24 protein-coding genes and 1 pseudogene are annotated in these 22,163 nt (G+C 61.7%); 12 read left to right on the top strand and 13 right to left on the bottom strand.

Translation table 11 applies throughout. From position 1 onward, the window contains the following. From nuoK to J1D76_RS13545, 6 genes are all read left to right on the top strand, one after another. Positions 1 to 309: an NADH-quinone oxidoreductase subunit NuoK gene (nuoK, locus tag J1D76_RS13570; RefSeq protein ID WP_007946416.1), complete on the top strand. Its 309-nt coding sequence runs from the start codon at positions 1 to 3 to the stop codon at positions 307 to 309. Further along, the gene (gene nuoL, locus J1D76_RS13565; protein ID WP_421138793.1) at positions 306 to 2,159 is read left to right on the top strand and encodes an NADH-quinone oxidoreductase subunit L; all 1,854 of its coding nucleotides are present in this window, start codon (positions 306 to 308) and stop codon (positions 2,157 to 2,159) included. Before nuoK ends, nuoL begins: the two co-directional genes overlap by 4 nt. 39 nt (positions 2,160 to 2,198) lie before the next feature. Continuing rightward, a complete protein-coding gene (nuoM, locus tag J1D76_RS13560) occupies positions 2,199 to 3,731 on the top strand; it encodes an NADH-quinone oxidoreductase subunit M (protein ID WP_421138792.1) in 1,533 nt (510 codons plus the stop codon). A gap of 7 nt (positions 3,732 to 3,738) precedes the next feature. Further along, positions 3,739 to 5,202 (top strand): NADH-quinone oxidoreductase subunit NuoN, encoded by a 1,464-nt coding sequence (gene nuoN / locus J1D76_RS13555; RefSeq protein ID WP_421138791.1) that lies wholly within the window; start codon positions 3,739 to 3,741, stop codon positions 5,200 to 5,202. 346 nt (positions 5,203 to 5,548) lie between these two features. Further along, positions 5,549 to 6,325 carry an SDR family oxidoreductase gene (locus J1D76_RS13550; protein ID WP_421138790.1) on the top strand — a complete coding sequence of 259 codons (777 nt, stop codon included), beginning with the start codon at positions 5,549 to 5,551 and terminating at the stop codon, positions 6,323 to 6,325. Positions 6,326 to 6,347: 22 nt separating this feature from the next. Beyond that, on the top strand, positions 6,348 to 6,845 hold the full coding sequence (locus tag J1D76_RS13545) for an SRPBCC family protein (RefSeq protein WP_421138789.1): 498 nt from the start codon (positions 6,348 to 6,350) through the stop codon (positions 6,843 to 6,845). Positions 6,846 to 7,299: 454 nt separating this feature from the next. Here J1D76_RS13545 and J1D76_RS13540 read toward each other — a convergent pair whose 3' ends face one another. The 10 genes from J1D76_RS13540 to J1D76_RS13495 all read right to left on the bottom strand — a co-directional run bounded on the left by J1D76_RS13540 (position 7,300) and on the right by J1D76_RS13495 (position 15,550). Then, positions 7,300 to 7,734, bottom strand: coding sequence for a nuclear transport factor 2 family protein (locus J1D76_RS13540; protein WP_421138788.1), 435 nt, complete (start codon positions 7,732 to 7,734; stop codon positions 7,300 to 7,302). Then, entirely contained in the window at positions 7,731 to 8,120 is a 390-nt protein-coding gene (locus J1D76_RS13535; protein WP_421138787.1) for a nuclear transport factor 2 family protein, read from the bottom strand. The genes J1D76_RS13540 and J1D76_RS13535 overlap by 4 nt, the downstream gene beginning before the upstream one ends. Further along, the gene (locus J1D76_RS13530) at positions 8,121 to 9,323 is read right to left on the bottom strand and encodes an acetyl-CoA C-acyltransferase (protein WP_421138786.1); all 1,203 of its coding nucleotides are present in this window, start codon (positions 9,321 to 9,323) and stop codon (positions 8,121 to 8,123) included. 29 nt (positions 9,324 to 9,352) lie between these two features. Then, positions 9,353 to 9,811, bottom strand: coding sequence for a MaoC family dehydratase (locus J1D76_RS13525; protein WP_421138785.1), 459 nt, complete (start codon positions 9,809 to 9,811; stop codon positions 9,353 to 9,355). A gap of 2 nt (positions 9,812 to 9,813) precedes the next feature. Further along, a complete protein-coding gene (locus tag J1D76_RS13520) occupies positions 9,814 to 10,596 on the bottom strand; it encodes an SDR family oxidoreductase (RefSeq protein ID WP_421138784.1) in 783 nt (260 codons plus the stop codon). A 13-nt stretch (positions 10,597 to 10,609) separates the two neighbouring features. Continuing rightward, positions 10,610 to 11,803, bottom strand: a complete 1,194-nt coding sequence (locus J1D76_RS13515) for an acyl-CoA dehydrogenase family protein (RefSeq protein WP_421138783.1) — start codon at positions 11,801 to 11,803, stop codon at positions 10,610 to 10,612. Beyond that, the gene (locus J1D76_RS13510) at positions 11,800 to 12,972 is read right to left on the bottom strand and encodes an acyl-CoA dehydrogenase family protein (protein ID WP_421138782.1); all 1,173 of its coding nucleotides are present in this window, start codon (positions 12,970 to 12,972) and stop codon (positions 11,800 to 11,802) included. The genes J1D76_RS13515 and J1D76_RS13510 overlap by 4 nt, the downstream gene beginning before the upstream one ends. A 149-nt stretch (positions 12,973 to 13,121) precedes the next feature. After that, positions 13,122 to 14,531, bottom strand: a complete 1,410-nt coding sequence (locus tag J1D76_RS13505) for an ArnT family glycosyltransferase (RefSeq protein ID WP_421138781.1) — start codon at positions 14,529 to 14,531, stop codon at positions 13,122 to 13,124. Positions 14,532 to 14,534: 3 nt separating this feature from the next. After that, on the bottom strand, positions 14,535 to 14,813 hold the full coding sequence (locus J1D76_RS13500) for a lipid-A-disaccharide synthase N-terminal domain-containing protein (RefSeq protein ID WP_421138780.1): 279 nt from the start codon (positions 14,811 to 14,813) through the stop codon (positions 14,535 to 14,537). Continuing rightward, positions 14,810 to 15,550, bottom strand: coding sequence for a glycosyltransferase family 2 protein (locus J1D76_RS13495; protein ID WP_421138779.1), 741 nt, complete (start codon positions 15,548 to 15,550; stop codon positions 14,810 to 14,812). Before J1D76_RS13495 ends, J1D76_RS13500 begins: the two co-directional genes overlap by 4 nt. Before the next feature lie 307 nt (positions 15,551 to 15,857). Between J1D76_RS13495 and J1D76_RS13490 the strand changes: the two genes are divergently transcribed. Then, positions 15,858 to 16,502: a YceH family protein gene (locus J1D76_RS13490; protein ID WP_421138778.1), complete on the top strand. Its 645-nt coding sequence runs from the start codon at positions 15,858 to 15,860 to the stop codon at positions 16,500 to 16,502. A 180-nt stretch (positions 16,503 to 16,682) separates the two neighbouring features. Here the strand turns inward: J1D76_RS13490 and J1D76_RS13485 are convergent, their stop codons facing one another. Further along, positions 16,683 to 17,501 carry a shikimate 5-dehydrogenase gene (locus tag J1D76_RS13485; RefSeq protein WP_421138777.1) on the bottom strand — a complete coding sequence of 273 codons (819 nt, stop codon included), beginning with the start codon at positions 17,499 to 17,501 and terminating at the stop codon, positions 16,683 to 16,685. Between the two features lie 246 nt (positions 17,502 to 17,747). Here J1D76_RS13485 and J1D76_RS13480 point away from each other — a divergent pair, with 246 nt between their 5' ends. The 3 genes from J1D76_RS13480 to J1D76_RS13470 all read left to right on the top strand — a co-directional run bounded on the left by J1D76_RS13480 (position 17,748) and on the right by J1D76_RS13470 (position 18,841). Further along, the gene (locus tag J1D76_RS13480) at positions 17,748 to 18,107 is read left to right on the top strand and encodes a hypothetical protein (protein ID WP_421138776.1); all 360 of its coding nucleotides are present in this window, start codon (positions 17,748 to 17,750) and stop codon (positions 18,105 to 18,107) included. Positions 18,108 to 18,339: 232 nt separating this feature from the next. Beyond that, a complete protein-coding gene (locus J1D76_RS13475) occupies positions 18,340 to 18,534 on the top strand; it encodes a hypothetical protein (protein WP_007976845.1) in 195 nt (64 codons plus the stop codon). A gap of 115 nt (positions 18,535 to 18,649) precedes the next feature. Further along, a complete protein-coding gene (locus J1D76_RS13470; protein ID WP_421138775.1) occupies positions 18,650 to 18,841 on the top strand; it encodes a hypothetical protein in 192 nt (63 codons plus the stop codon). On the opposite strand, the gene J1D76_RS13465 is transcribed toward J1D76_RS13470, so the two are convergent. Beyond that, positions 18,838 to 19,899: an AI-2E family transporter gene (locus J1D76_RS13465; RefSeq protein ID WP_421138774.1), complete on the bottom strand. Its 1,062-nt coding sequence runs from the start codon at positions 19,897 to 19,899 to the stop codon at positions 18,838 to 18,840. The two genes, J1D76_RS13470 and J1D76_RS13465, sit on opposite strands and share 4 nt — an antisense overlap. A gap of 121 nt (positions 19,900 to 20,020) precedes the next feature. Here J1D76_RS13465 and J1D76_RS13460 point away from each other — a divergent pair. Then, positions 20,021 to 20,207 (top strand): annotated as a pseudogene (locus J1D76_RS13460) (U32 family peptidase); the annotation flags it as partial. Here the strand turns inward: J1D76_RS13460 and J1D76_RS13455 are convergent. After that, positions 20,195 to 21,058, bottom strand: a complete 864-nt coding sequence (locus tag J1D76_RS13455; RefSeq protein WP_421138773.1) for a LysR family transcriptional regulator — start codon at positions 21,056 to 21,058, stop codon at positions 20,195 to 20,197. The pseudogene J1D76_RS13460 and the gene J1D76_RS13455 overlap by 13 nt on opposite strands. A 95-nt stretch (positions 21,059 to 21,153) precedes the next feature. Here J1D76_RS13455 and J1D76_RS13450 point away from each other — a divergent pair, with 95 nt between their 5' ends. Beyond that, entirely contained in the window at positions 21,154 to 22,065 is a 912-nt protein-coding gene (locus J1D76_RS13450) for a DMT family transporter (RefSeq protein WP_421138772.1), read from the top strand. The last annotated feature ends 98 nt before the right edge of the window (positions 22,066 to 22,163 follow it).

Here is a 22,163-nt window from a genome sequence, read left to right as displayed (position 1 = left end):
ATGCCTGCTATCCCCATGGAGCATGGTCTGGCAGTCGCCGGCATCCTGTTCTGCCTCGGTCTGGTCGGCCTGATGGTCCGCCGCAACATCCTTTTCGTGCTGATGAGCCTGGAGGTCATGATGAATGCCTCCGCGTTGGCGTTCATCGTTGCCGGTAGCCGCTGGGCGCAGCCGGATGGACAAATCATGTTCATCCTGGTGATCAGCCTGGCAGCCGCCGAGGCCAGCATTGGCCTGGCGATCCTGCTGCAACTGTATCGCCGCTTCCACACGCTCGATATCGACGCTGCCAGTGAGATGCGCGGATGAACATGATCTTTCTGACTTTCGTATTTCCCCTGATCGGGTTTTTACTGCTGTCTTTCTCCCGCGGACGCTTCTCGGAAAACCTCTCGGCACTGATCGGCGTCGGCTCCATCGGCCTGTCCGCCGTGGTCGCGGCCTACGTGATCTGGCAATTCAATGTCGCGCCTCCCGAGGGTGGTCACTACACCCTGGTGCTGTGGCAGTGGATGGCGGTCGAAGGCTTCACGCCTGACTTCGCCCTGTACATCGACGGCCTGTCGATCACCATGCTCGGCGTAGTCGTTGGCGTTGGCTTCCTGATCCACCTGTTCGCGTCCTGGTACATGCGCGGTGAAGACGGCTACTCGCGTTTCTTCGCGTACACCAACCTGTTTATCGCCAGCATGCTGTTCCTGGTGCTGGGCGATAACCTGTTGTTCCTGTACTTCGGCTGGGAAGGCGTGGGCCTGTGCTCGTACCTGTTGATCGGTTTCTACTACAGCAACCGCAACAACGGTAACGCGGCACTGAAAGCCTTCATCGTGACCCGTATCGGCGACGTGTTCATGGCCATCGGCCTGTTCATCCTGTTCGCTCAACTGGGCACGCTGAACATCCAGGAACTGCTGGTGCTGGCACCGCAGAAATTCCAGTCCGGTGATACCTGGATGGTCCTGGCGACCCTGATGCTGCTGGGCGGCGCTGTCGGTAAATCCGCGCAATTACCGCTGCAAACCTGGCTGGCGGACGCGATGGCCGGTCCTACCCCGGTTTCGGCTCTGATCCACGCTGCAACCATGGTGACCGCGGGCGTCTACCTGATCGCCCGTACCCACGGCCTGTTCACCCTGGCGCCGGAAATCCTGCATTTGGTGGGCATTGTCGGCGGCGTGACCCTGGTTCTCGCAGGCTTCGCCGCCCTGGTCCAGACCGACATCAAGCGTATCCTCGCCTATTCGACCATGAGCCAGATCGGCTACATGTTCCTGGCCCTGGGCGTCGGTGCCTGGGACGGCGCGATCTTCCACCTGATGACCCACGCCTTCTTCAAGGCCCTCCTGTTCCTTGCTTCCGGTGCGGTGATCGTTGCCTGCCACCACGAGCAGAACATCTTCAAGATGGGCGGCCTGTGGAAAAAGCTGCCACTGGCCTACGCCAGCTTCATCGTTGGCGGCGCGGCCCTGGCGGCCCTGCCTTTGGTGACCGCAGGTTTCTACTCCAAGGACGAAATCCTCTGGGAAGCCTTCGCCAGCGGCAACCACGGCCTGCTGTATGCCGGTCTGGTCGGTGCGTTCATGACCTCGCTGTACACCTTCCGCCTGATCTTCATCACGTTCCACGGTGAAGCGAAGACCGAAGCCCACGCCGGTCACGGCATTGCCCACTGGCTGCCACTGTCGGTGCTGATCGTATTGTCCACCGCCATCGGCGCGATGATCGTTCCACCGCTGCACGGTGTGCTGCCGGAAAGCGTCGGCCATGCCGGCGGCGAAGCCAAGCACAGCCTGGAAATCGCCTCCGGCGCCATCGCCCTGGCCGGTATCCTGCTGGCCGCGCTGCTGTTCCTCGGCAAGCGTCGCTTCGTGACAGCCATTGCCAACAGCGGCATCGGCCGTTTCCTGTCGGCCTGGTGGTTCGCTGCCTGGGGCTTCGACTGGATCTACGACAAACTGTTCGTCAAGCCTTACCTGGCGATCAGCCACATCCTGCGCAAAGACCCGCTGGACCAGACCATCGGTCTGATCCCGCGTATGGCCAAAGGCGGTCACACCGCCCTGAGCCGTACCGAGACCGGTCAACTGCGTTGGTACGCCGCCTCGATGGCTGCTGGTGCCGTGTTGGTGATCGGCGCCGTCGTGCTGGTAGCGGTCTGATATGAACCTTGCGAATTTGCGAAAGGAAACGAACCCGTCATGATTCTGCCTTGGCTAATCCTGATTCCCTTCATCGGCGGCCTGCTGTGCTGGATGGGTGAGCGCTTCGGCGCCACCCTCCCCCGCTGGATTGCGCTGTTGACCATGACCCTGGAACTCGCCCTCGGCCTCTGGCTGTGGGCCCACGGTGATTATTCATTTGCGCCGGCACCGGGTGCCGCTCCGACCTGGTCGCTTGAGTTCAAGCACCTGTGGATCGAGCGCTTCGGCATCAACGTGCACCTGGCCCTCGACGGCCTGTCGCTGTTGATGATCCTGCTGACCGGCCTGTTGGGTGTGCTGTCGGTACTCTGCTCGTGGAAAGAGATCCAGCGTCACGTGGGCTTCTTCCACCTGAACCTGATGTGGATCCTGGGCGGCGTTGTCGGCGTGTTCCTCGCCCTCGACCTGTTCATGTTCTTCTTCTTCTGGGAAATGATGCTGGTGCCGATGTACTTCCTCATCGCGCTCTGGGGTCACAGTTCTTCGGACGGCAAGAAAACCCGGATCTACGCGGCGACCAAGTTCTTCATCTTCACTCAGGCGTCCGGCCTGATCATGCTGGTGGCGATCCTCGGTCTGGTCCTGGTCAACTTCAACAACACCGGCGTGATCACCTTCAACTACGCCGACCTGTTGAAGACCAAGATGTCGATGACCACCGAGTACATCCTGATGCTCGGCTTCTTCATCGCCTTCGCGGTCAAGCTGCCCGTCGTACCGTTCCACTCCTGGTTGCCTGATGCTCACGCCCAGGCACCGACCGCAGGTTCCGTCGACCTGGCCGGTATCTTGCTGAAAACCGCTGCCTACGGCCTGCTGCGTTTCGCCCTGCCGCTGTTCCCGAATGCCTCGGCCGAGTTCGCGCCGATCGCCATGACCCTGGGTCTGATCGGGATTTTCTACGGTGCGTTCCTGGCCTTCGCGCAAACCGACATCAAGCGTCTGATTGCCTTCTCGTCCGTTTCCCACATGGGTTTCGTCCTGATCGGCATCTACTCCGGCAGCCAACTGGCGCTGCAAGGCGCGGTGATGCAGATGCTGGCTCACGGCCTGTCGGCCGCGGCACTGTTTATCCTCAGTGGTCAGTTGTACGAGCGCACCCACACCCGCGACATGCGTGAAATGGGTGGCCTGTGGTCGAAGATTGCTTACCTGCCGGCCATCAGCCTGTTCTTCGCCGCCGCGTCGCTGGGCTTGCCGGGCACCGGTAACTTCGTCGGTGAGTTCCTGATCCTGATCGGCACCTTCGCCGCGGCACCCTGGGTCACCGTGATTGCCACGACCGGCCTGGTCTTCGGTTCGGTGTACTCGCTGATCATGATCCACCGTGCCTACTTCGGCCCGTCCAAGTCGGACGCGGTGCTGCATGGCATGGACGGTCGCGAACTGATCATGGTGGTCGGTCTGGCCGCACTGCTGATCTACATCGGCGTGTACCCGCAACCGTTCCTCGATACCTCTGCCGCGACGATGCATGGCGTGCAGCAGTGGCTCGGCACCGCCTTCACTCAACTCGCTTCGGCCCGGTAAGAGCGCTATGGAATTCACGACTCAACACTTTATCGCGCTAGCGCCGCTGTTGATTACCAGCCTCACCATTGTCGTGGTGATGCTGGCAATCGCCTGGCGCCGCAACCACTCGCAGACCTTCCTGATTTCCGTGGCAGGTCTGAACCTGGCTTTGCTGTCGATCCTGCCGGCCCTGAAAGTCGCGCCCCTGGCCGTGACTCCATTGCTGCAAATCGACACCTTTGCCTGCCTGTACATGGCGCTGATCCTGGTCGCCACCCTCGCCTGTGTAACCCTCGCCCACGCCTACCTCGGTGATGGCGGTTCGGGTTACCCGGGCAACCGTGAAGAACTGTACCTGCTGATCCTGATGGCCGCCGCCGGTGGCCTGGTCCTGGTCAGCGCGCAGCACCTGGCCGGGTTGTTCATCGGTCTGGAACTGCTGTCGGTACCGGTCTACGGTCTGGTGGCCTACGCCTTCTTCAACAAGCGTTCGCTGGAAGCCGGCATCAAGTACATGGTGCTGTCGGCCGCTGGCTCGGCGTTCCTGTTGTTCGGTATGGCGCTGCTCTACGCCGACTCCGGCTCCCTGAGCTTCAGCGGTATCGGTCACGCCCTGGCGGCCACCGGCCTGCCAAGCTCGCTGGCACAACTGGGCCTGGGCATGATGCTGATCGGCCTGGCGTTCAAGCTTTCGCTGGTACCGTTCCACCTCTGGACCCCGGACGTTTACGAAGGTGCTCCGGCGCCGGTCGCCGCGTTCCTGGCCACCGCTTCGAAAGTGGCCGTGTTTGCCGTGATGGTGCGCCTGTTCCAGATCTCCCCTGCGGCAAGCAGCGGCGTGCTGAGCAACGTTCTGACCATCATCGCCATCGCGTCGATCCTGTTCGGTAACCTGCTGGCCCTGACACAGAGCAACCTCAAGCGTCTGCTGGGTTACTCGTCCATCGCTCACTTCGGCTACCTGCTGATCGCCCTGGTAGCGAGCAAGGGTCTGGCCGTGGAAGCCATCGGCGTGTACCTGGTCACCTACGTGATCACCAGCCTCGGCGCCTTCGGCGTGATCACCCTGATGTCCTCGCCGTACAACGGCCGTGACGCGGATGCCCTGTACGAATACCGCGGCCTGTTCTGGCGCCGTCCGTACCTGACCGCCGTGCTGACCGTGATGATGCTGTCCCTGGCCGGTATCCCGCTGACCGCGGGTTTCATTGGCAAGTTCTACATTATCGCTACCGGTGTCGAATCCCATCAGTGGTGGCTGGTTGCTTCGCTGGTCCTGGGCAGCGCCATCGGCGTGTTCTACTACCTGCGCGTCATGGTCACCCTGTACCTGATCGAACCGAACCTGCGTCGTCACGATGCGCAACTGCACTGGGAGCAACGTGCAGGCGGCGTGATGCTGCTGGCCATCGCTCTGGTCGCATTTTTCCTGGGTGTCTACCCACAACCATTGCTGACCCTGGTTCACCAGTCGGGGCTGGTGGGTTGATCGCGTAGCGACACTCGGTAGAAAACAGAAACGGCACCTTCGGGTGCCGTTTTTGCTTTCTGGCCGTTATTGGGCCGGCATTGCTGACCTCATCTATGCATATTGCCTTTCTGGACGCCTTCGCTGGCCAGCCAGCTCCCACAGTTTTCCCGGTTGTTTGCCAATGTTGAGTACGCCGATAACCCTGCTCGCGAAGGGGTCGGCACATTCAACATCCTTGTCGCCAGGTACACCGCCTTCACGAGCAGGCTCGCTCACCGAGGTTCCTAGTCTTATCGGACGTTGGATTACAGGGACCACGGACCTAGCATCGACCACATTCCCGAGCGACAAAAAGAGATTTCCCATGCTTGATCCGATGGACTTTCGCGGCAAAGTGGTACTGGTGACCGGTGGTGGCAAAGGTGTGGGCCGTGGCATCAGCCAGCGCTTCCTCGACTGCGGCGCCGAGGTGGTGATTTGCGGTCGCGAAGCGCCGCCAACCTTGCCTGCCAGTGGCGGGCGTGGGGCGCTGTTCGTGCCTTGCGACCTGCGCGATGTCGAGCAATCCGGGCGGTTGATCGCACAGATCGTCGAGCGCTTCGGTCGCCTCGATGTACTGGTGAACAACGCCGGCGGCTCGCCGAATGCCGACGCCGCCACAGCCTCGCCGCGCTTCAGCGAAGCAATCATTCGCTTGAACCTGATCGCGCCCCTGAACCTCTGCCAGCAGGCGAATCAGGTGATGCAGGGCCAGGCTGACGGCGGTGCAATCATCAACATTTGCAGTGTCAGTGCCACCCGTTCTTCCCCGGGCACCGCGGCGTATGGCGCGGCGAAGGCCGGGCTGCTGAACCTGACCACCTCGCTGGCGGTGGAGTGGGCGCCGAAGGTGCGGGTCAACGCGGTGACCGCCGGGCTGATTCTCACCGAGCAGGCAGCTCTGCATTATGGTGACGATGCCGGTATTGCCCGGGTGGCGGCAACCATTGCGCTGCAACGCCTGGCGACCCCTGAGGACATTGGCGATACCTGTCTGTACCTGGCCTCGAGCCTGGCCCGGTATGTCAGCGGCGCGGACATCGCGGTGCATGGCGCGGGCGAGCGTCCGGCGTTTCTTGACGCTGCGCAATCCCACTCATAAAAACCCATAAAGGAGCATCAGCATGCCCGCCATTGCCAGCCACAGCGTTCATCTTGACCTCACACCCAGCGCCGCCTGGGCCAAACTGCGTGACTTGAGCCTGGCCCCGCACTATGTGCCGGGCCTTACCGGTTGCCAGTTTAATCCAGGCAGCACGGAAGGCCTCAGCGCCAGTCGACGGGTGTTTCGCAAGGGCGGTCAGTACCTGGATGAAAGCGTGATGCAATGGCAAGAAGGTATCGGCTTCCGATTGATGCTGCATAAAGACAGCAACGGCTCGCCCTTCCCGTTTCGTGAAGCGAGCTTCAGCTACGCCTTGCAACCGGAGGGGAATGCCACGCGCATTACCCTGCAAATGAACTACAGCCTGCGCGGCGGCCGGCTGATGGAGTGGCTGTTGGCGAAGGCTTTCAATAAGGTCGTGCGCCAGATTGCCGAGAACCTCAAGGCCTACTACGAAACGGGGCGGACGCAGAATCCGGATTTGGCGGTGAGCACATCCAGCATTGATGTTGCCTGACACGCCGCCTTCGCTGGCAAGCCTACGGGGGATTGGGGAGACTCACGATCCTGGTAACACCACAAAAACTGTAGGAGCTGGCTTGCCAGCGAAGAGGTCGGCACATCCAGCATTGATGTTGCCTGACACACCGCCTTCGCTGGCAAGCCAGCTCCTACAGGGGATTGGGGATGTTCACGATGTTGGGGACACCACAAAAAACTGTAGGAGCTGGCTTGCCAGCGAAGAGGTCGGCACATCCAGCATTGATGTTGCCTGACACACCGCTTTCGCTGGCAAGCCAGCTCCTACAGGGAATTGGGGATGTTCACGATACTGGCGACACCACAAAAAACTGTAGGAGCTGGCTTGCCAGCGAAGAGGTCGGCATATCCAGCATTAATGTTGCCTGACACACCGCCTTCGCTGGCAAGCCAGCTCCAATTACAGGGGTCGCCTTTGGGGTGGATGGCCTTCAGGAACGCGCCACTTGCGAGTGGGCGGCAAAACGGGTGGCAATGATTTTCCATTGGCCGCCGATACGCTGGTAACGGTCCTGATAGAACCCACCCAATTGCCGCGTCGCCCCGCTCTCGCCATCCAGGTTGAAATACCACAGGGCCCATCGGCCCTCGGCTTCATGTTCGCTGAGCACCTCGATTTCCGGGTTGGCGCCGTGGTGCAAGTCGATCACCCGCTCATGGCAGGCCAGTTCGCGGTACAGCGTGACAAAACTGTCGCGCTCACGAAAGATCCCCAGCGGCCCGTAATCGATCAACACCTCACCCTCGGCAAAGCACTCGGCAATCACCTCGACCTGCTTCAGATCGCAGGCATTGAGGTAGCGATGCTTGAGCTGGCGAATGTCCTCCAGCGCTTCAAGGCGGGCAATCCGCTGTTCGAGGTTCATGCTTCACCTCGCGCGGTTACGTTAACTTCACTCCAGAAGGCCTTCATCGAACGGATCTTGCCGTCCGCATTGAACTCCATCACATCGATCACATGCAGCGAACACGGTTGCCCGCCCCACTGCATGTCGACCCGGAACGGCATCGCACCACAACCGTTGAGCGTCGCGCGCACCGGGCCGGTCTGGGTTGCGGAGACTTTCATCGCCCCCAGCCCCTCACGGTAAAAGCGCGCAATGGCGTCGATGCCCTGCAACGGCGCGTGGCCGACCGGGTCTTCCACGCTAGCGTCATGGGCGTAGAGCGCAAGGATGCCGTCGATGTCGCTCGCATCCACCAGTTCCACGTAGCGCGCCATGGTTGCCTGGATCTGCTCTGCACTGATCATTCAGACCACCTCGAACAGCGCAGCAGCGCCCATGCCACCACCGATGCACATGCTCACCACCACGTAGCGCAAACCGCGACGCTGGCCTTCGACCAACGCGTGACCGACCATCCGCGCACCGGACATCCCGAACGGGTGCCCAATCGAAATCGCCCCGCCATTGACGTTCAAGCGCTCGTCCGCAATGCCCAGGGTGTCGCGGCAGTACAACACCTGACAGGCGAACGCCTCGTTCAATTCCCACAGGCCGATGTGGTCCATGGTCAAGCCGTGGCGCTTGAGCAGCTTGGGAATGGCGTAGATCGGGCCGATGCCCATCTCGTCGGAATTGCACCCGGCGACCGCCATGCCGCGATAGATCCCCAACGGTTCCAGGCCACGCTGCTCGGCCATCTTCGCGCTCATCAGCACCGACGCCGATGCACCGTCAGACAACTGCGAAGCATTGCCGGCGGTAATGAAACGGCCCTTTTCACTCCACTGGCCACCCGGCCACACCGGCTCCAGCGCCTTCAGGCTTTCGAGGGTGGTGTCGATGCGGTTGCATTCGTCGCGCAGCAAGGTGACGGTTTCATAACGGGTTTCGCCGGTGGCCTTGTCGACGATCATCTGACGGCTGGCCAGCGGCGCCAGTTCACGGTCGAAACGTCCGTTGCTCTGGGCCTGTGCGGTGCGCAGTTGGCTCTGGTAGCTGTATTCGTCCTGCTCGTCACGGGAAATGCCGTAGCGCGCGGAGACGATCTCGGCGGTCTCGATCATTGGGATATAGGCGTGCGGATCCAGCTCGATCACCGAAGTCGACTGATTGCGATAGAGGTTCTTGTGCTTGTTCTGCACCAGGGAAATCGACTCCAGGCCACCGGCCACAGCGATGTCGATTTCGTCGCACATGATGCCTTTGGCGGCCATGGCGATACTCATCAGGCCCGAAGAGCATTGGCGCTCGACGGCCATCCCTGCCACCGACGCCGGCAAGCCGCCGGCAATCGCGCAAAGACGTCCCAGGTTATAGGACTGCGTGCCCTGCTGCGCCGCGGCGCCGATGATCACGTCGTCCACTTCACCCGGCTCGATGCCGGCACGGCGCACGGCTTCGCGCACCACGTGGCCGCCCAGTTGCGGCGCTTCGGTGTCATTGAATGCACCGCGAAAGGCTTTGCCGATCGGCGTGCGGGCAGTCGAAACGATGACGGCTTCTTTCATGTTCAGTTCCTCGAAAATGCTGTTGGAGGTCAGGCCGGGTAATAGCGGCTGATGGTGTCGACCACGCAGCCGGGACGTTCCTCACCGTCGATCTCGACCGTGACGCGGATGGTCGCCTGCACGCCCCCCTTCACTTCCTCGACCGCGATCAATTGCGCGCTGCCGCGCACCCGCGAGCCGACGCGCACTACCGAAGGGAAACGCACCCGCTCGCAGCCGTAATTGACGCCCATGGCCAGGCCACGGACCTCGACGATCTGCGGCAGGAACAGGTTGACCAGCGACAGGCTCAGGTAGCCGTGAGCAATGCAGGCGCCAAACGGCCCACTGGCGGCCCTGAGCGGGTCGACGTGAATCCACTGGTGATCACCGGTGGCGTCGGCAAACCGGTCGATGCGCGCCTGCTCCAGCAACAGCCAGTCACTGACGCCGAGCGGTTCGCCGACGGCGTCGAACAAGGCCATCGGCGTGTCGAAAATTCGCGGCATGGTCACGCCCTCTGGCTCGACACCGACAACACTTCGCCGGTCATGTAGGAGCTGTAGTCGCTGGCCAGGAACATCATCACGTTGGCCACTTCCCAGACTTCGGCGGCGCGGCCGAACGCTTCGTTGGCCGCCAGTTGATCAAGCACCGCCTGGGGTGCGGATTTGCGCAGGAAATCGTGCAGGGCAATGCTCGGGCTGACCGCGTTGATGCGGATGCCGTAGTCCGCGGCTTCGACCGCTGCACAGCGGGTCAGCGCCATCACGCCGGCCTTGGCGGCGGCATAGTGCGCCTGCTCTTTCTGCGCGCGCCAGCCCAACACCGAGGCGTTGTTGACGATCACCCCGGCACGCCGTTCCATCATTTTCGGCAGCATGGCGCGGGTCATGCGCATGGTGCCGGTGAGGGTCACGTCGATGACCCGGTTCCACTCTTCATCGACCATGTCCACCAGCAGGCGCGAACCACCCAGCCCGGCGTTGTTGATCAGCACATCGACGCCTTGCAGGTCACGCTCGGCGCAGGCGATCAGCTGTTGCACCTGAGCTTCGTCGGCAACGTTGCAGACCTGGCCAAACACCTGTTGCAGCCCGGTGGTTTCGCGGATTTTCAGCACCGCTTCGGCCAGGCGGCCTTCGTGGATATCGCTGATCATCAACGCCCGGCAGCCTTCTTCGGCGGCACGCACCGCAGCGGAGAAACCAATCCCGGCACCCGCCGCCGCGGTGATCAGCACCGACTTGCCGCGCAGCAAACCGCGCCCTTCAACATATTGAGGTACAGACATGAACTCTCTCCTTTCAGGCGCGCGGACGCGGCTCTTTGGGCATGCCCAAGGCTCGCTCGGCGATGATGTTGCGCTGGATTTCATTGCTGCCGCCGTAGAGGGTGTCGGCGCGGCTGAACAGGTACAGCGACTGCAAGCGGGTCAATTGGTAAGGCGCGGCTTCGAGCAATTCCGCCTCGGCGCCGAGGACGTCCATGGCTAACTTGCCGAGGCTGGCGTGCCAGGTCGACCAGAACAATTTGTAGATGGTCGCCTCTTTGCGCAGCGATCCGTCCTGGCTGCCCGAGAGCATGCGCAGCGAGTTGTAGCGCATGATCCGCAGCCCGCTCCAGGCTTCGGCCAGGCGCTGGCGCAGGATCGGGTCGCGGTCGGCGCCGTTCGATTTGGCAATGGCGATGATTTCGTTGAGCTCGTTCTGAAACTGCATCTGCTGGCCGAGGGTCGACACACCGCGCTCGAAACCGAGCAGCGCCATGGCAATCCTCCAGCCATCACCCGGCGCGCCGATGATGTTGGCGGCGTCGGTGCGGGCATCGTCGAAGAACACTTCGTTGAATTCCGAGGTGCCGGTCAGTTGCTCGATCGGGCGTACGGTGATGTGCGCCTGGGCCATCGGCACCAGCAGGAACGACAGGCCACGATGGCCGACGCTGCCCGGTTCGGTGCGGACAATCACGAAACACCAGTCCGACTCGTGGGCCAGGGAGGTCCAGACTTTCTGCCCGTTGATCAGCCATTGGCCGGTGGCTTCATCCAGCGTGGCGCGGGTCTTGACGTTGGCCAGGTCGGAACCGGCGCCCGGCTCTGAATAGCCCTGGCACCAGAACGACGTACCGCTGACGATCCCTGGCAAAAAGCGCTGTTGTTGCTCGGCCGTACCGAACGCCGCGATGGTCGGCCCGGCCAGGCCTTCGCCAATATGCCCCATCCGACCGGGGCCGCCGGCGCGGGCGTATTCCTCGCTGAAGATCACCTGCTCGGTGATCGACAGTCCGCGCCCACCGTGCTCCGGCGCCCAGCCGACGCACGTCCAGCCGCCTTCGGCGAGCTTGCGTTCCCAGGCTTTGCGTTCCTCGGGAAACATGTGCTCGTCGCCCGGACCGCCGCGAAACCGCAGCGCTTCGAACTCACCGCAAAGGTTGGCGCTCATCCACTCGGCGACTTCCTGGCGGAAGCGTTCGTCCTGTTCGCTGAAACTGATTTTCATGGCTGCTCTCCCAGGATCACCGAAGCAATGCGCTCGCGATGCCAGGCCGGCAGCCCGAGGAAACTCTCGCTGGCGCGGGCACGTTTGAAGTAGAGGTGCGGGTCGTATTCCCAGGTAAAACCGACGCCACCGTGCAACTGGATCGATTCGCAGGCGCAGTGAAAATAGCTTTCCGAGCACTGCGCCTTGGCCAGCGCCGCCGCCAACGGCAGTTCGGCGGCGACCTGCGGATCACCCTGCGGATCGAGCACTTCCTGGGCGACGCACGCGGCGTAGTAACTGGCCGAACGCGCACATTCGACTTGCAACATCATGTCGGCGGCGCGGTGCTTGAGGGCTTGGAAACTGGCGATCGGGCGCCCGAACTGCTGGCGTTCCTGCATGTAGGCCACGCTGAGGTCGAGCACCTGTTGCGCACCGCCGGTTTGCTCGGCAGCCAGGCCGATGCAGGCCAGTTGCAGGACTTGCTCCAGATGCGGCCAACCTTGACCGAACTCGCCGAGCAGCGCGTCAGCTTCGAGGTACAAGCCCTTGAGCTGGATCCGCGCCTGGCGCCGGGTCTGGTCCATGGTCGGCAGCATCTGCCGTTCGATACCGGCCCGCACTGCGTTCACGGCAAACAGGCTGATGCCCGTTTCGCCAGTGGTTCCGGGTTGGCGGGCAGCGATGATCAACAGGTCGGCACCCTGGCCGTCAAGTACGTGCTTGAGCGTGCCGTCGAGGACAAAGCCATCGCCCTCGGCCACCACGGTTGCGTGGACATCGTCGGCTGACCAACCATTGGCGCTGCTGAAGGCCAGGGTCGCGGTCGTACTGCCGTCGGCAATCGACGGCAGCCAGCGCAGTTTCTGTTCATCGTTGGCGGCCAGCAACAGTGCCGGCGTGGCCATGCAGGCGGTGGCGAAAAACGGCGAGCACAGCAACCGCCGGCCCATCTGCTCCAGCAAAATCGCCAGTTCGACAAAGCCCAAGCCCAGGCCACCATAGGTTTCGGGGATATGAATCGCCGGCCAGTACATTTCCTGGCACAGGCGCTGCCAGAGGGCTTCGTCGAAACCCCGTTCGCTGACCATTGCCGCGCGCACGGCGGCAGAATCCGAGACATCGGCGAGGAAGCCCTCGGCCGATGCGCGGATCATTTCCTGTTCGTCGCTGAATGCAAACTCCATCGCGGCGCCTTCTGCTCGTTTGGTGGGGCGTGCGTGGCGCAACACCCCTTTGAGCATGAAGTTTGGCGCCGGCCGGACGCGGCAGAATCGTTAGCCTTGCCTAGTCCGAACGGGTGATGTCGTGGCGAGCGTGAGCGGCGCTCAGTCGTTCAGCGGCAGTCGCCCCCCATGCGCACGAGCAATGCGCCCCGCCCTGGTTTCAGGTACGGCTTGACCTCGCCCACCTGGCACGTCGCCAGGTTCTGCAGATCCGGCGCGACAGGCTCCTGCAGGAACAGCAGCCCTGCCGGGCGAGCGTCCGATTGCAACTGGGCCACGGTCAGTGGCGCCACCGGTCGGCCCATGTAGTAGACCAGGCGAATATCCGGCTCGCCGAGGGTGTACGCCTTCTGGCCCGGCTGCCCTTTCGCCAGCGTGGCCACCTGCTCAAGGCCACCGACCCGGTGCGACAGCACCCGCGCCTCGACGAACATGTAGAACACCACGAAGCCGGCCAGCATCACGTAGGGCACCACCGTCAGCACCGTGCGCCAGCGCCCCTTGAGGTCATCGAGCACCGCCGACCAATGCATCGCCAGCAGCAACGCCATCGACGGATAGACCGGCAACAGGTATTTGCCGTGTTTTTCCGTGAACAGGGAAAAAACCAGCAGCGGCAGCAGGCTGCAAATCAGCAACATGCCCGCCTCGCGGCGCGAGCGGATCATTGACCAGAACTGGCGTGGCTGCACAAAGGCAATCAACCAGAACGGGAAGAAATCCCCGGCCAAATACAGCAGGTACGCGTACCAGGCCTCGGCGCCCTGCCCGTCGATTTTCTTGACGATGTCTTCGCTGATGATCGACGCCCAGATGCCCCAGCCCTGGTTGACCGATACCGCCACGTACCAGGAACTGCCCAGCACCACGGCAATCAGCCAGCCCCAGCCGTCACACAGGTACGCTTTGGCACGCGCATCGCGGTAGATCAGGGCATAGGCCAGGATCGGCGCGGTCACCCACAACAGGCAGACCGGCCCCTTGGTCAGCAGCGCGCAACCCAGCAGTACATAACTGAGTCGACTCCACAGGACGCGGCCCTGATGGAAGATGAACTGCCAGGCCGCCAGCAAGGCGCCGAAGCACAGCAAGGTCAACAGCATCTCGATTTCCGAGCGCCGGGCAAACAGGCTGAAAGCACCGTTCGCAGCCAGGAACACCACGGCAAACAAGCCAACCTGACGTCCCGCCTGCCGGACGCCGTACGCGTAGGTGAGGATGCAGCACACAGCCGCGGCCAATGCCGACGGCAGGCGCACACTCCACTCGGTCAGGCTGCCCAGCACCGCCGTGGACACCAGGCCCGCCCAATAAAAAAACGGCGGCTTGGACAGGTACAAGTCGCCGTTCATGTAAGGCAGCAGCCAACTCCCCGCTTCGCGCATTTCGCGTACGGTAACGGCCCGACGGGCCTCGTTGACACTGAGGAAAGGTACGCTGCCCAGCCCCCAGAAAAACAGCAACGCAATCGCGATGGCCGCGAGTAGCGCAATGTTTCGGTTCGACAACGCTCCGTGCATTCCCTACTCCTTCAGGTGTTTGGTCTTAGCGATCAACTGCAAGTTACGAAAATAGACGAGAGAACCAAAGGCCTGGCCGGCAATGAACACCGGGTCTTCGCGGTAGATGGCATACGCCAGCAACAAGGTGCTGCCGACGATGCTCAGGTACCAGAAACTCACCGGGATCACGCTGCGTTTCTTGTACTCGCTGTACAGCCACTGGAGGATAAAGCGCCCGGTAAAGGCGATCTGCCCGACAAAACCGACGATCAGCCACAAGGCTTCGCGGGACAGATTCATCCTTCGATCTCCTGGGCAAGGGTGTTCAGCCGCGTGCGCTTGATCAGCCACCAGACGCCGAACAAATCGAGAATGCCGACCAGCGCACGGTCGAGATTGCCGTACTTGGAAACCCCCGCGGTGCGTGGCCGGTGGTTGACCGGGTGCACGATCATCCGTCCGTTGTGACGCTGGATCAGCGCCGGAATGAAACGGTGCATGTGGTCGAAGTACGGCAGGCGCAAGAAGGCTGCGCGTTCGATCAGCTTCAGGCCGCAGCCGGTGTCCGGCGTGGCGTCCTTGAGCAGGCGTCGACGCAGGTTGTTGGCGAACCGCGAGGCATAACGCTTGCTCGCGGTGTCGCGGCGGTTGACCCGGTGCCCGGCCACCAGTTGCACATCGGCCTGGCTCGGTTCACCGCGCACCAGCGCGAGCATGCCGGGGATGTCCGCCGGGTCGTTCTGGCCGTCGCCATCGAGGGTCGCCAGCCATTGGCCGCGGGCTTCGCGGGCGGCGTGGTACAGCGAAGTGCTCTGCCCCAGCGAACGTTCGTGATGAAGGATGCGCAGGGTGTCGAGGCCGTTGTGGCGGATCTGCCGCAGTTCCTGCAACGTCGCGTCGGTGCTGCCGTCGTCGACGACGATGATTTCGTAGGATTCATCGGCCAGTGCCACACGAATTTCCTCAAGCAGCGGCTTGAGGTTGTTCGCTTCGTTCTTGGCGGGAATCAGTACGGATACAAAAATGTCTTGGCTCATGGAGTCTCTCTCGCCTTTATCGAATTGCTTTTATCAGAGGCGAATGAAGGTGTAGTACACCGGCCGACTCGATGCAGGGTTCAGCTGTTCAGGGCGATACCGCCAACAATGCCCCGCCCCGGCGGTCACACTCGCGCGCGACCCCGCCTACGGTGCCCGGCCATTTGTAAAAAAGACGTTAATAATTCATGCACTTTTTGTCATCACTTCCCGGTCGGTGCAGCGAATTCTGTTGCGATTGACGCCTGCCCATCTAAAGTGCACCCACGTGCATGAAAAACATGAATCGGGCTAAGGACGCAGAACCATGAGCATTGAGCAAGAAACGACTGTCGATGAGCCACGCCTCAACACCACGGAAATCCGCATCCTGGGGTCGTTGATCGAGAAACAGGCCACCAGCCCGGAAACCTACCCCCTGACCCTCAATGCCCTGGTAACTGCCTGCAACCAGAAGACCAGCCGCGAGCCGGTGATGAACCTCACCCCTGGCCAGGTCGGCCAGAGCCTGCGCGCGCTCGAAGGGCGCGGCTTCGCCAAACTGGTGATGGGCAGTCGTGCCGACCGCTGGGAACACAAGGTCGACAAGGCACTGGAGTTGGTGCCGGCGCAGGTCATCCTGACCGGGTTGATGTTCCTGCGCGGCCCGCAGACCGTCAACGAACTGCTGACCCGAAGCGGCCGCATGCATGAGTTCGAGGATGCCGAACAGGTGGTGCATCAGTTAGAGCGCCTGATTGCTCGCGGTCTGGCGGTGCTGATCCCGCGTCAGGCCGGCCAGCGTGAAGACCGCTATACCCATGCCTTGGGCGACCCGGCGGACATCGAAGCGATTCTCGCGGCACGTCAAAACCCGGCCGAGCGCGGTGGCAGCGCGGTTTCAGTGGAGCGTATAGAAGAACTCGAAGCCCGCATCGCCACCCTGGAAGAACGCCTGGCCCGCCTCGAATAACCGCAAAAACCCTTGTAGGAGCTGGCTTGCCAGCAAAAACAGTCTGTCAGGCAACATCGATGCTGAATGGGCCGGCCTCTTCGCTGGCAAGCCAGCGCCTACAAGGTCCGTGCCACACACAGAAAAGCTTTGGGAGCTGGCTTGCCAGCGAAGGCAATCTGTCAGCCAACAAAAATTCTGCTAGCGGCGGGCAAACGCCACGGCTTTTTGAAATTGCTCATCCGTTGGCCGCACGCCGGTATAGAGCACGAACTGCTCCAGCGCCTGGATCGCGATCACTTCCAGGCCGGTGATGACCCGTTTGCCTTCGCGCCGCGCACGCACGATCAGTGGTGTTTCCGAGGGAATCGCCACCACATCGAAGACAGTGTCCGCTTTTTCAATCATTTCAGCCGCAAAAGCCAATTGATCGGCCTCCGCGCCGCCCGTCATGCCGACGGGGGTGACGTTGATCAATATCTGCGGGCGACGTGTCCCCAGTTCGGCCTGCCATTCATAACCCAGCGACTGCGCCAGCGCCTGCCCGGCGGACTCGTTGCGGGCGACAATCAAGCCATTGCCATAGCCGCCATCGCGCAAGGCGCTGGCCACGGCCTTGGCCATGCCGCCGCTGCCGCGCAGGGCGAAGGTCGAGTCCTTCGGCACCTGGTGTTTTTCCAGCAACTGGGCAACCGCAGTGTAGTCGGTGTTGTAGGCCTTGAGATGGCCGTCGGTATTGACGATGGTGTTGATCGATTGAATCGCCGCGGCCGATGCGTCGAGTTCGTCCACCAGGGCAATGCAGGCTTCCTTGAACGGCATCGACACGCCACACCCGCGAATCCGCAGCGCACGAATGCCGGCCACGGCGCCCGGCAAATCCTCGCTGGCAAAGGCCTTGTAATAAAAATTCAGCCCCAGTTGTTCATACAGATGATTGTGAAAACGCAGGCCAAAGTTCCCAGGACGCCCGGAAAGGGACATGCACAGCTGGGTGTCTTTGTTGGGGTTCATCTGCATGGAAAGCTCCTTCGAATGCACTTTTCAGATAGACGGGATTAGCCCCCCGTCGGGTTCTGTTCGATCATATAAGCCTGATGGCACGGGCTTTGGACAGGTTGGTAAGGAAGTCGGTACAGACCTTACACAAAATTTACCTAACGACCGTGCTGAATTTCGAAAAACCGCTGTCTTAGAGGTATCCCCGCGACAATCCTTGGGTCTATTGCAGACGCAAGCGCCGGGTTGAAGAACCGAGGAATTATCATGATCCGTAAAATCCCCACAGTAGCCTTGCTGATCGGCGCGATCGCTATCGCAGGTCAGGCGCAAGCCCATGGTGGTGGTAATGACGCGGCGGTATTTGGAGCGATCGTCGGTACGGCCATCGTCGGCTCGGCCCTGATCAACGCCAACCGGCCGGTATACGTCGCGCCGCAACCGGTCTACGCCCAACCGGCCCCGGTTTACTACGCGCCGCCACCGCCACCGGTTTACTACCAACCGGCCCCGGTCTACGTGCAGCAACCGATCTACTACCGCCCCGCGCCGGTTTACTACGGTCCGCCCCGTGGGTATTACGGCCCTCCCCATGGCTACTACGGCCCACGGTACGGTCACTACTGACGAATTCAAAAAGCCCCGCTGTCATGGCGGGGTTTTTTTTGCCTGTTTGTCGGTTGGGGTCTGGATAAATTTTGCCAAGGTCGCTCTTGGAACAATGAGCCCGGCTCAATGGAACAAGATTGACTCGACCGGATTCTGCCGTGCGGCATCAAATGGTCATATTTTTGTCATGACCGATCTGCAAGCTCGGTTCTGTCCGTCGAAAACAGTCGATAACAACAAGGACGACCACATGCCCACGCAAAACCCGCACCGCATCGTCGGTCTGTGTACCTCCAGCAAGGTCTACAACGCACTGACCGAACTCAAGCACCTGGAAGGTCATCGCAGCGCCAAGTTTCTTTCGCTGCTGACGCAGAACCTGGTGCGCAAGGGGCTGCTCAATGAGCAGGAAGTGGTGAACATGCTCGATCAGGTGGTCAACTGACCGACCAACGGTCATTTGCCCCCGTTGGCATCAATGACTACTATCGAAAACGTTGATTACCCGCCAAAGCACCGGGACCTTAAAGTAACTCCACAGATTGATGGAGGTACTTGTCATGTCCCAGGTTCAAATCATGTCCGTTATAGGTAGCGCCGTTCCCGCACAGCTCAGACAGCTGGGCATGCTGGCTTGCTGGTATCTGGTCCAGGACGGCGAGCAGATCAGCGGCCCGCTGACTTCGCTGCCCGCGGCCCAGGCGCTGTCGCAACGCCTGCGTACCGGCCAGTCTGGCAGGCTCAGCGCCTAAGGCAACTGCACCCGTGGTTTGGTTTCGATGAAAATGGCCCAGCTCGACATGAACAGGGCCGCGATCAGCGGACCGATGACGAAGCCGTTCAAGCCGAAAATCGCCAGGCCGCCGAGGGTCGAGATCAGGATCATGTAGTCCGGCATCTTGGTGTCCTTGCCCACCAGCAATGGCCGGAGCAGGTTGTCCACCAGCCCGATCACGAAAACCCCGAACAGCCCCAGCACCACGCCCTGCCAGATCGCTCCGGTCAGCAGGAAAAATGCCGCCACCGGCGCCCAGACGATACCCGCTCCTACTGCTGGCAGCAGCGACAGGAATGCCATCAATACCGCCCAGAGCAATACGCTGGGAATGTCCAGAAACCAGAAAATCCCGCCACCCAACGCGCCTTGCGTGATCGCCACCAGCAGGTTGCCCTTCACCGTGGCCCGCACGACGCGATTGAACTTGAGCTGCAATCGGCGTTTCTGCTGTTCCTGCAACGGCACCGCCGTGCGTATTTTGCGCGCCAACTCGGCACCGTCGCGCAGAAAGAAGAACAGCAGGTACAGCATGATGAAAAAACTGACGACAAACTCGAACGTGCCCTGGCCGAAACTGAACGCCTGGGTCGCCAACACCTGTCCGCCAGTCATCGCGCTTTTAACAATCTTTTCTCGCAGCCCGTTCAGCTCGCCCATGCCGAAGCGATCCAGCAGATGCTGGAAATACGGCGGCAGGCTGTGCTTGAACTGCGACACGTAGCCGGCGATGTCCAACTCGCCACTCTCGACGCTTTTGTAGAGCGCCGCGCCCTCCTGAACCAGCAGGACGCTGAGGATGATCACCGGCAGGATTGCAATCACCAGGCAGATGCTCAACGTGCACAGCGAGGTGAGGTTGCGTTCCCAGCCGAACTTCAGTTGCAGCCGGCGCTGCATTGGCGCGAAGACGATGCCGAGGATCACCGCCCAGAACACCGCGCCGTAAAACGGCAGCAAGATCCAGATGAACGCCACGCTCACCAGCGCCAGCACAACCGTCAGCGATCTATCGTGAAGCGTCGATTCGTTCATATCCGTTCCAGGTCAGCCCGTGGGAGCGAAAAGTGACGCCCTGAGGGTTAGTCCTCGGCGGCGCACGCGAGTGCCATCGGTTTGTTGATCAAGCATAGATCCAGGGCAATGAACCACTGCCCTTTCGGTGCAGGCCAATACGGTGAACTGGGCGAGTGTCGAGTTCTGGCAGGAGCAAGGCTTGAGCCGGATTATCCTCTCGCGGGAGTTGTTGCTTGAGGAAAGCCGAGATCCGCGGGCAGGTGCCGGCCATGGAGCTGGAGGTGTTTGTGCACGGCTTGTTTTGGTTTTTGTGTCAGGCGAATTCTTCGTGGAGCATTGCTACGAACGCTTCGCGCGCCGGGTGCACGCCGGCGTTTTCGTGCCAGTAGAACAGGCTCTCAATGGCCGTCAGTCCAGGAAACTCGAACGCCACACAACCGGCGCCCTTGGCGTACTGCTCGAAAACCCCTTTTGTCACCAGCGCCACGCCCGCCCCGGCGCTGACGCAACCGACAATCGCGCCATAGCTGGCCAGGCTGACAATCGGCAACGCCAACCCGTTGCGCAACAACCAATGTTCCATCGCCGCCCGGTACGGACAGCCCTGAGGCCAGAGGAACATGGTCTTGTCGTGCAGGTCGGCCACGTCGTGCAGCGGCCCGAGGGAGGTCGAGGCAATCAACAGCAATTCCTCGCGGTAGGTCGGCGTGCGCTTGAGATGTGCACGTTCGACGTCCACCGCGACAATCGCACCGTCGAGCTTGTGGTTGGCCGTGTCGTCGAGCAACTGCGCCCAAGTGCCGGTGGTCAGCTCCAGCGCCACCTGCGGGAAACGCTTGTGGAACTTCGCCAGCAATCGTGGCAAGCGCCCGGTGGCCGACGACTCGATGGCGCCGATACGCAGCGGGCCGGAGGGTTCGGCGCACGGATCGACCGCACGCTTGGCCTCGGCGGTCAGGGCGAGGATTTTCGAGGCGTAGACCAGGAAGGTTTGCCCCGACGGACTGATGCGCAGTCCTCGGCCTTCACGCAGAAACAACGCGACACCCAACTCGGCCTCGAGGGCCTTGATCCGGGCGGTGATGTTCGACGGCACGCAATGCAGCAGCTCGGCCGCACGGGCGATGCTGCCGACGTCGGCCACGGTCTTGAACATGCGAATCTGTGCCAGCTCCATACATCATCCAGAGTGAACGGTTGGCGCAGTATAAGTCAGTTGTGGCGAACGATGGGCTTTCTGATACTCGTAGCATCCACCACAGGTGCACGACCATGACGCCGCTCACACCCTCCCCCGTTTCTCCCTGGAAAATCATCCTGGCCATGGCGTTTGTCGTGGCGTGCTGGGGTTATTCCCCGACCGGCATCCATATCGGCCTGCGGGCCTACGACCCGGTGCACCTGGCACTCCTGCGCTTTTTGCTGGCCTCGGTGTTCATGGCGGTGGTCGCGCTGATCAAGGGCATTCGCCTGCCAAGCCTGCGCGACCTGCCGCTGATGTTCGGCCTGGGCTTCTTTGCCGTGAGCCTGCACCACGTGGCGATCAACTTTGGGCAACAGGGTGTCAGCGCCGGCGCCTCCAGCGTTCTGGCGCAGACCACGCCACTGTTCAGCACGCTGATTGCGCGCTTCGTGCTCAAGGATCACGTCAGCCTGTGGCGTTGGGGTTGCGTGCTGCTCGGGTTGCTCGGCGTGGTGATTGTGGTGGCGGGTGACCATGGCCTGGGCAGCATCGATGCCCATGGCTTGCTGATCCTGTTGGCGGCGGTGTCCTGGAGCCTCTACTTCGCCCTGCAAAAGCATCACACCGGGCGCTACGACGGGTTGACGCTGGTGTGTTACACGGTGTGGTCCGGGACGGCGCTGTTGTTGGTTTTCTTGCCCGGCCTGGCGGACCAATTCGCCCAGGCGCCGCTGCGCGTGCAGGTCGCCGTGTTCACCCTGGGGATTTTCCCCAGTGCCCTGGCGTATCTGGCCTGGGCCTATGTGCTGGCGCACGTTGACTTGAGCCGGGCGACGATGACCCTGTATCTGACACCGCCAACGGCGATGGTCATTGCGTCCAGTGCGCTCGGCGAGCGACCGACGCTGATGATCGTGATCGGTGGGCTGGTGGTGTTGGCGAGTGTGTTGGCGTTGAATCTGGAGCGGCGGGCTGTGGTTGCTCAGGCTGTCAGGGCCTGATTCAGGTTTTTCGCTGGCAGGTCTGGCGCTATCGCGGGCAAGCCCGCTCCCACAGGGTTTTAGGGTGCCGCAGTTCTTGAGTACAACCGCAGAACCTG

The sequence above is a fragment of the Pseudomonas sp. NFX15 genome (genome assembly GCF_049132105.1).
In the GTDB taxonomy this organism is placed as follows: domain Bacteria; phylum Pseudomonadota; class Gammaproteobacteria; order Pseudomonadales; family Pseudomonadaceae; genus Aquipseudomonas.
The sequence above is the reverse complement of the archived record's forward strand: the minus strand, read 5'-3'. Positions and strand labels throughout refer to the sequence as shown.

Coding starts and splice junctions, on each gene's coding strand:
- nuoK (WP_007946416.1), top strand. CDS start 1: ATGCCTGCTATCCCCATGGAGCATGGTCTGGCAGTCGCCGGCATCCTG.
- nuoL (WP_421138793.1), top strand. CDS start 306: ATGAACATGATCTTTCTGACTTTCGTATTTCCCCTGATCGGGTTTTTA.
- nuoM (WP_421138792.1), top strand. CDS start 2,199: ATGATTCTGCCTTGGCTAATCCTGATTCCCTTCATCGGCGGCCTGCTG.
- nuoN (WP_421138791.1), top strand. CDS start 3,739: ATGGAATTCACGACTCAACACTTTATCGCGCTAGCGCCGCTGTTGATT.
- J1D76_RS13550 (WP_421138790.1), top strand. CDS start 5,549: ATGCTTGATCCGATGGACTTTCGCGGCAAAGTGGTACTGGTGACCGGT.
- J1D76_RS13545 (WP_421138789.1), top strand. CDS start 6,348: ATGCCCGCCATTGCCAGCCACAGCGTTCATCTTGACCTCACACCCAGC.
- J1D76_RS13540 (WP_421138788.1), bottom strand. CDS start 7,734: ATGAACCTCGAACAGCGGATTGCCCGCCTTGAAGCGCTGGAGGACATT.
- J1D76_RS13535 (WP_421138787.1), bottom strand. CDS start 8,120: ATGATCAGTGCAGAGCAGATCCAGGCAACCATGGCGCGCTACGTGGAA.
- J1D76_RS13530 (WP_421138786.1), bottom strand. CDS start 9,323: ATGAAAGAAGCCGTCATCGTTTCGACTGCCCGCACGCCGATCGGCAAA.
- J1D76_RS13525 (WP_421138785.1), bottom strand. CDS start 9,811: ATGCCGCGAATTTTCGACACGCCGATGGCCTTGTTCGACGCCGTCGGC.
- J1D76_RS13520 (WP_421138784.1), bottom strand. CDS start 10,596: ATGTCTGTACCTCAATATGTTGAAGGGCGCGGTTTGCTGCGCGGCAAG.
- J1D76_RS13515 (WP_421138783.1), bottom strand. CDS start 11,803: ATGAAAATCAGTTTCAGCGAACAGGACGAACGCTTCCGCCAGGAAGTC.
- J1D76_RS13510 (WP_421138782.1), bottom strand. CDS start 12,972: ATGGAGTTTGCATTCAGCGACGAACAGGAAATGATCCGCGCATCGGCC.
- J1D76_RS13505 (WP_421138781.1), bottom strand. CDS start 14,531: ATGCACGGAGCGTTGTCGAACCGAAACATTGCGCTACTCGCGGCCATC.
- J1D76_RS13500 (WP_421138780.1), bottom strand. CDS start 14,813: ATGAATCTGTCCCGCGAAGCCTTGTGGCTGATCGTCGGTTTTGTCGGG.
- J1D76_RS13495 (WP_421138779.1), bottom strand. CDS start 15,550: ATGAGCCAAGACATTTTTGTATCCGTACTGATTCCCGCCAAGAACGAA.
- J1D76_RS13490 (WP_421138778.1), top strand. CDS start 15,858: ATGAGCATTGAGCAAGAAACGACTGTCGATGAGCCACGCCTCAACACC.
- J1D76_RS13485 (WP_421138777.1), bottom strand. CDS start 17,501: ATGCAGATGAACCCCAACAAAGACACCCAGCTGTGCATGTCCCTTTCC.
- J1D76_RS13480 (WP_421138776.1), top strand. CDS start 17,748: ATGATCCGTAAAATCCCCACAGTAGCCTTGCTGATCGGCGCGATCGCT.
- J1D76_RS13475 (WP_007976845.1), top strand. CDS start 18,340: ATGCCCACGCAAAACCCGCACCGCATCGTCGGTCTGTGTACCTCCAGC.
- J1D76_RS13470 (WP_421138775.1), top strand. CDS start 18,650: ATGTCCCAGGTTCAAATCATGTCCGTTATAGGTAGCGCCGTTCCCGCA.
- J1D76_RS13465 (WP_421138774.1), bottom strand. CDS start 19,899: ATGAACGAATCGACGCTTCACGATAGATCGCTGACGGTTGTGCTGGCG.
- J1D76_RS13455 (WP_421138773.1), bottom strand. CDS start 21,058: ATGGAGCTGGCACAGATTCGCATGTTCAAGACCGTGGCCGACGTCGGC.
- J1D76_RS13450 (WP_421138772.1), top strand. CDS start 21,154: ATGACGCCGCTCACACCCTCCCCCGTTTCTCCCTGGAAAATCATCCTG.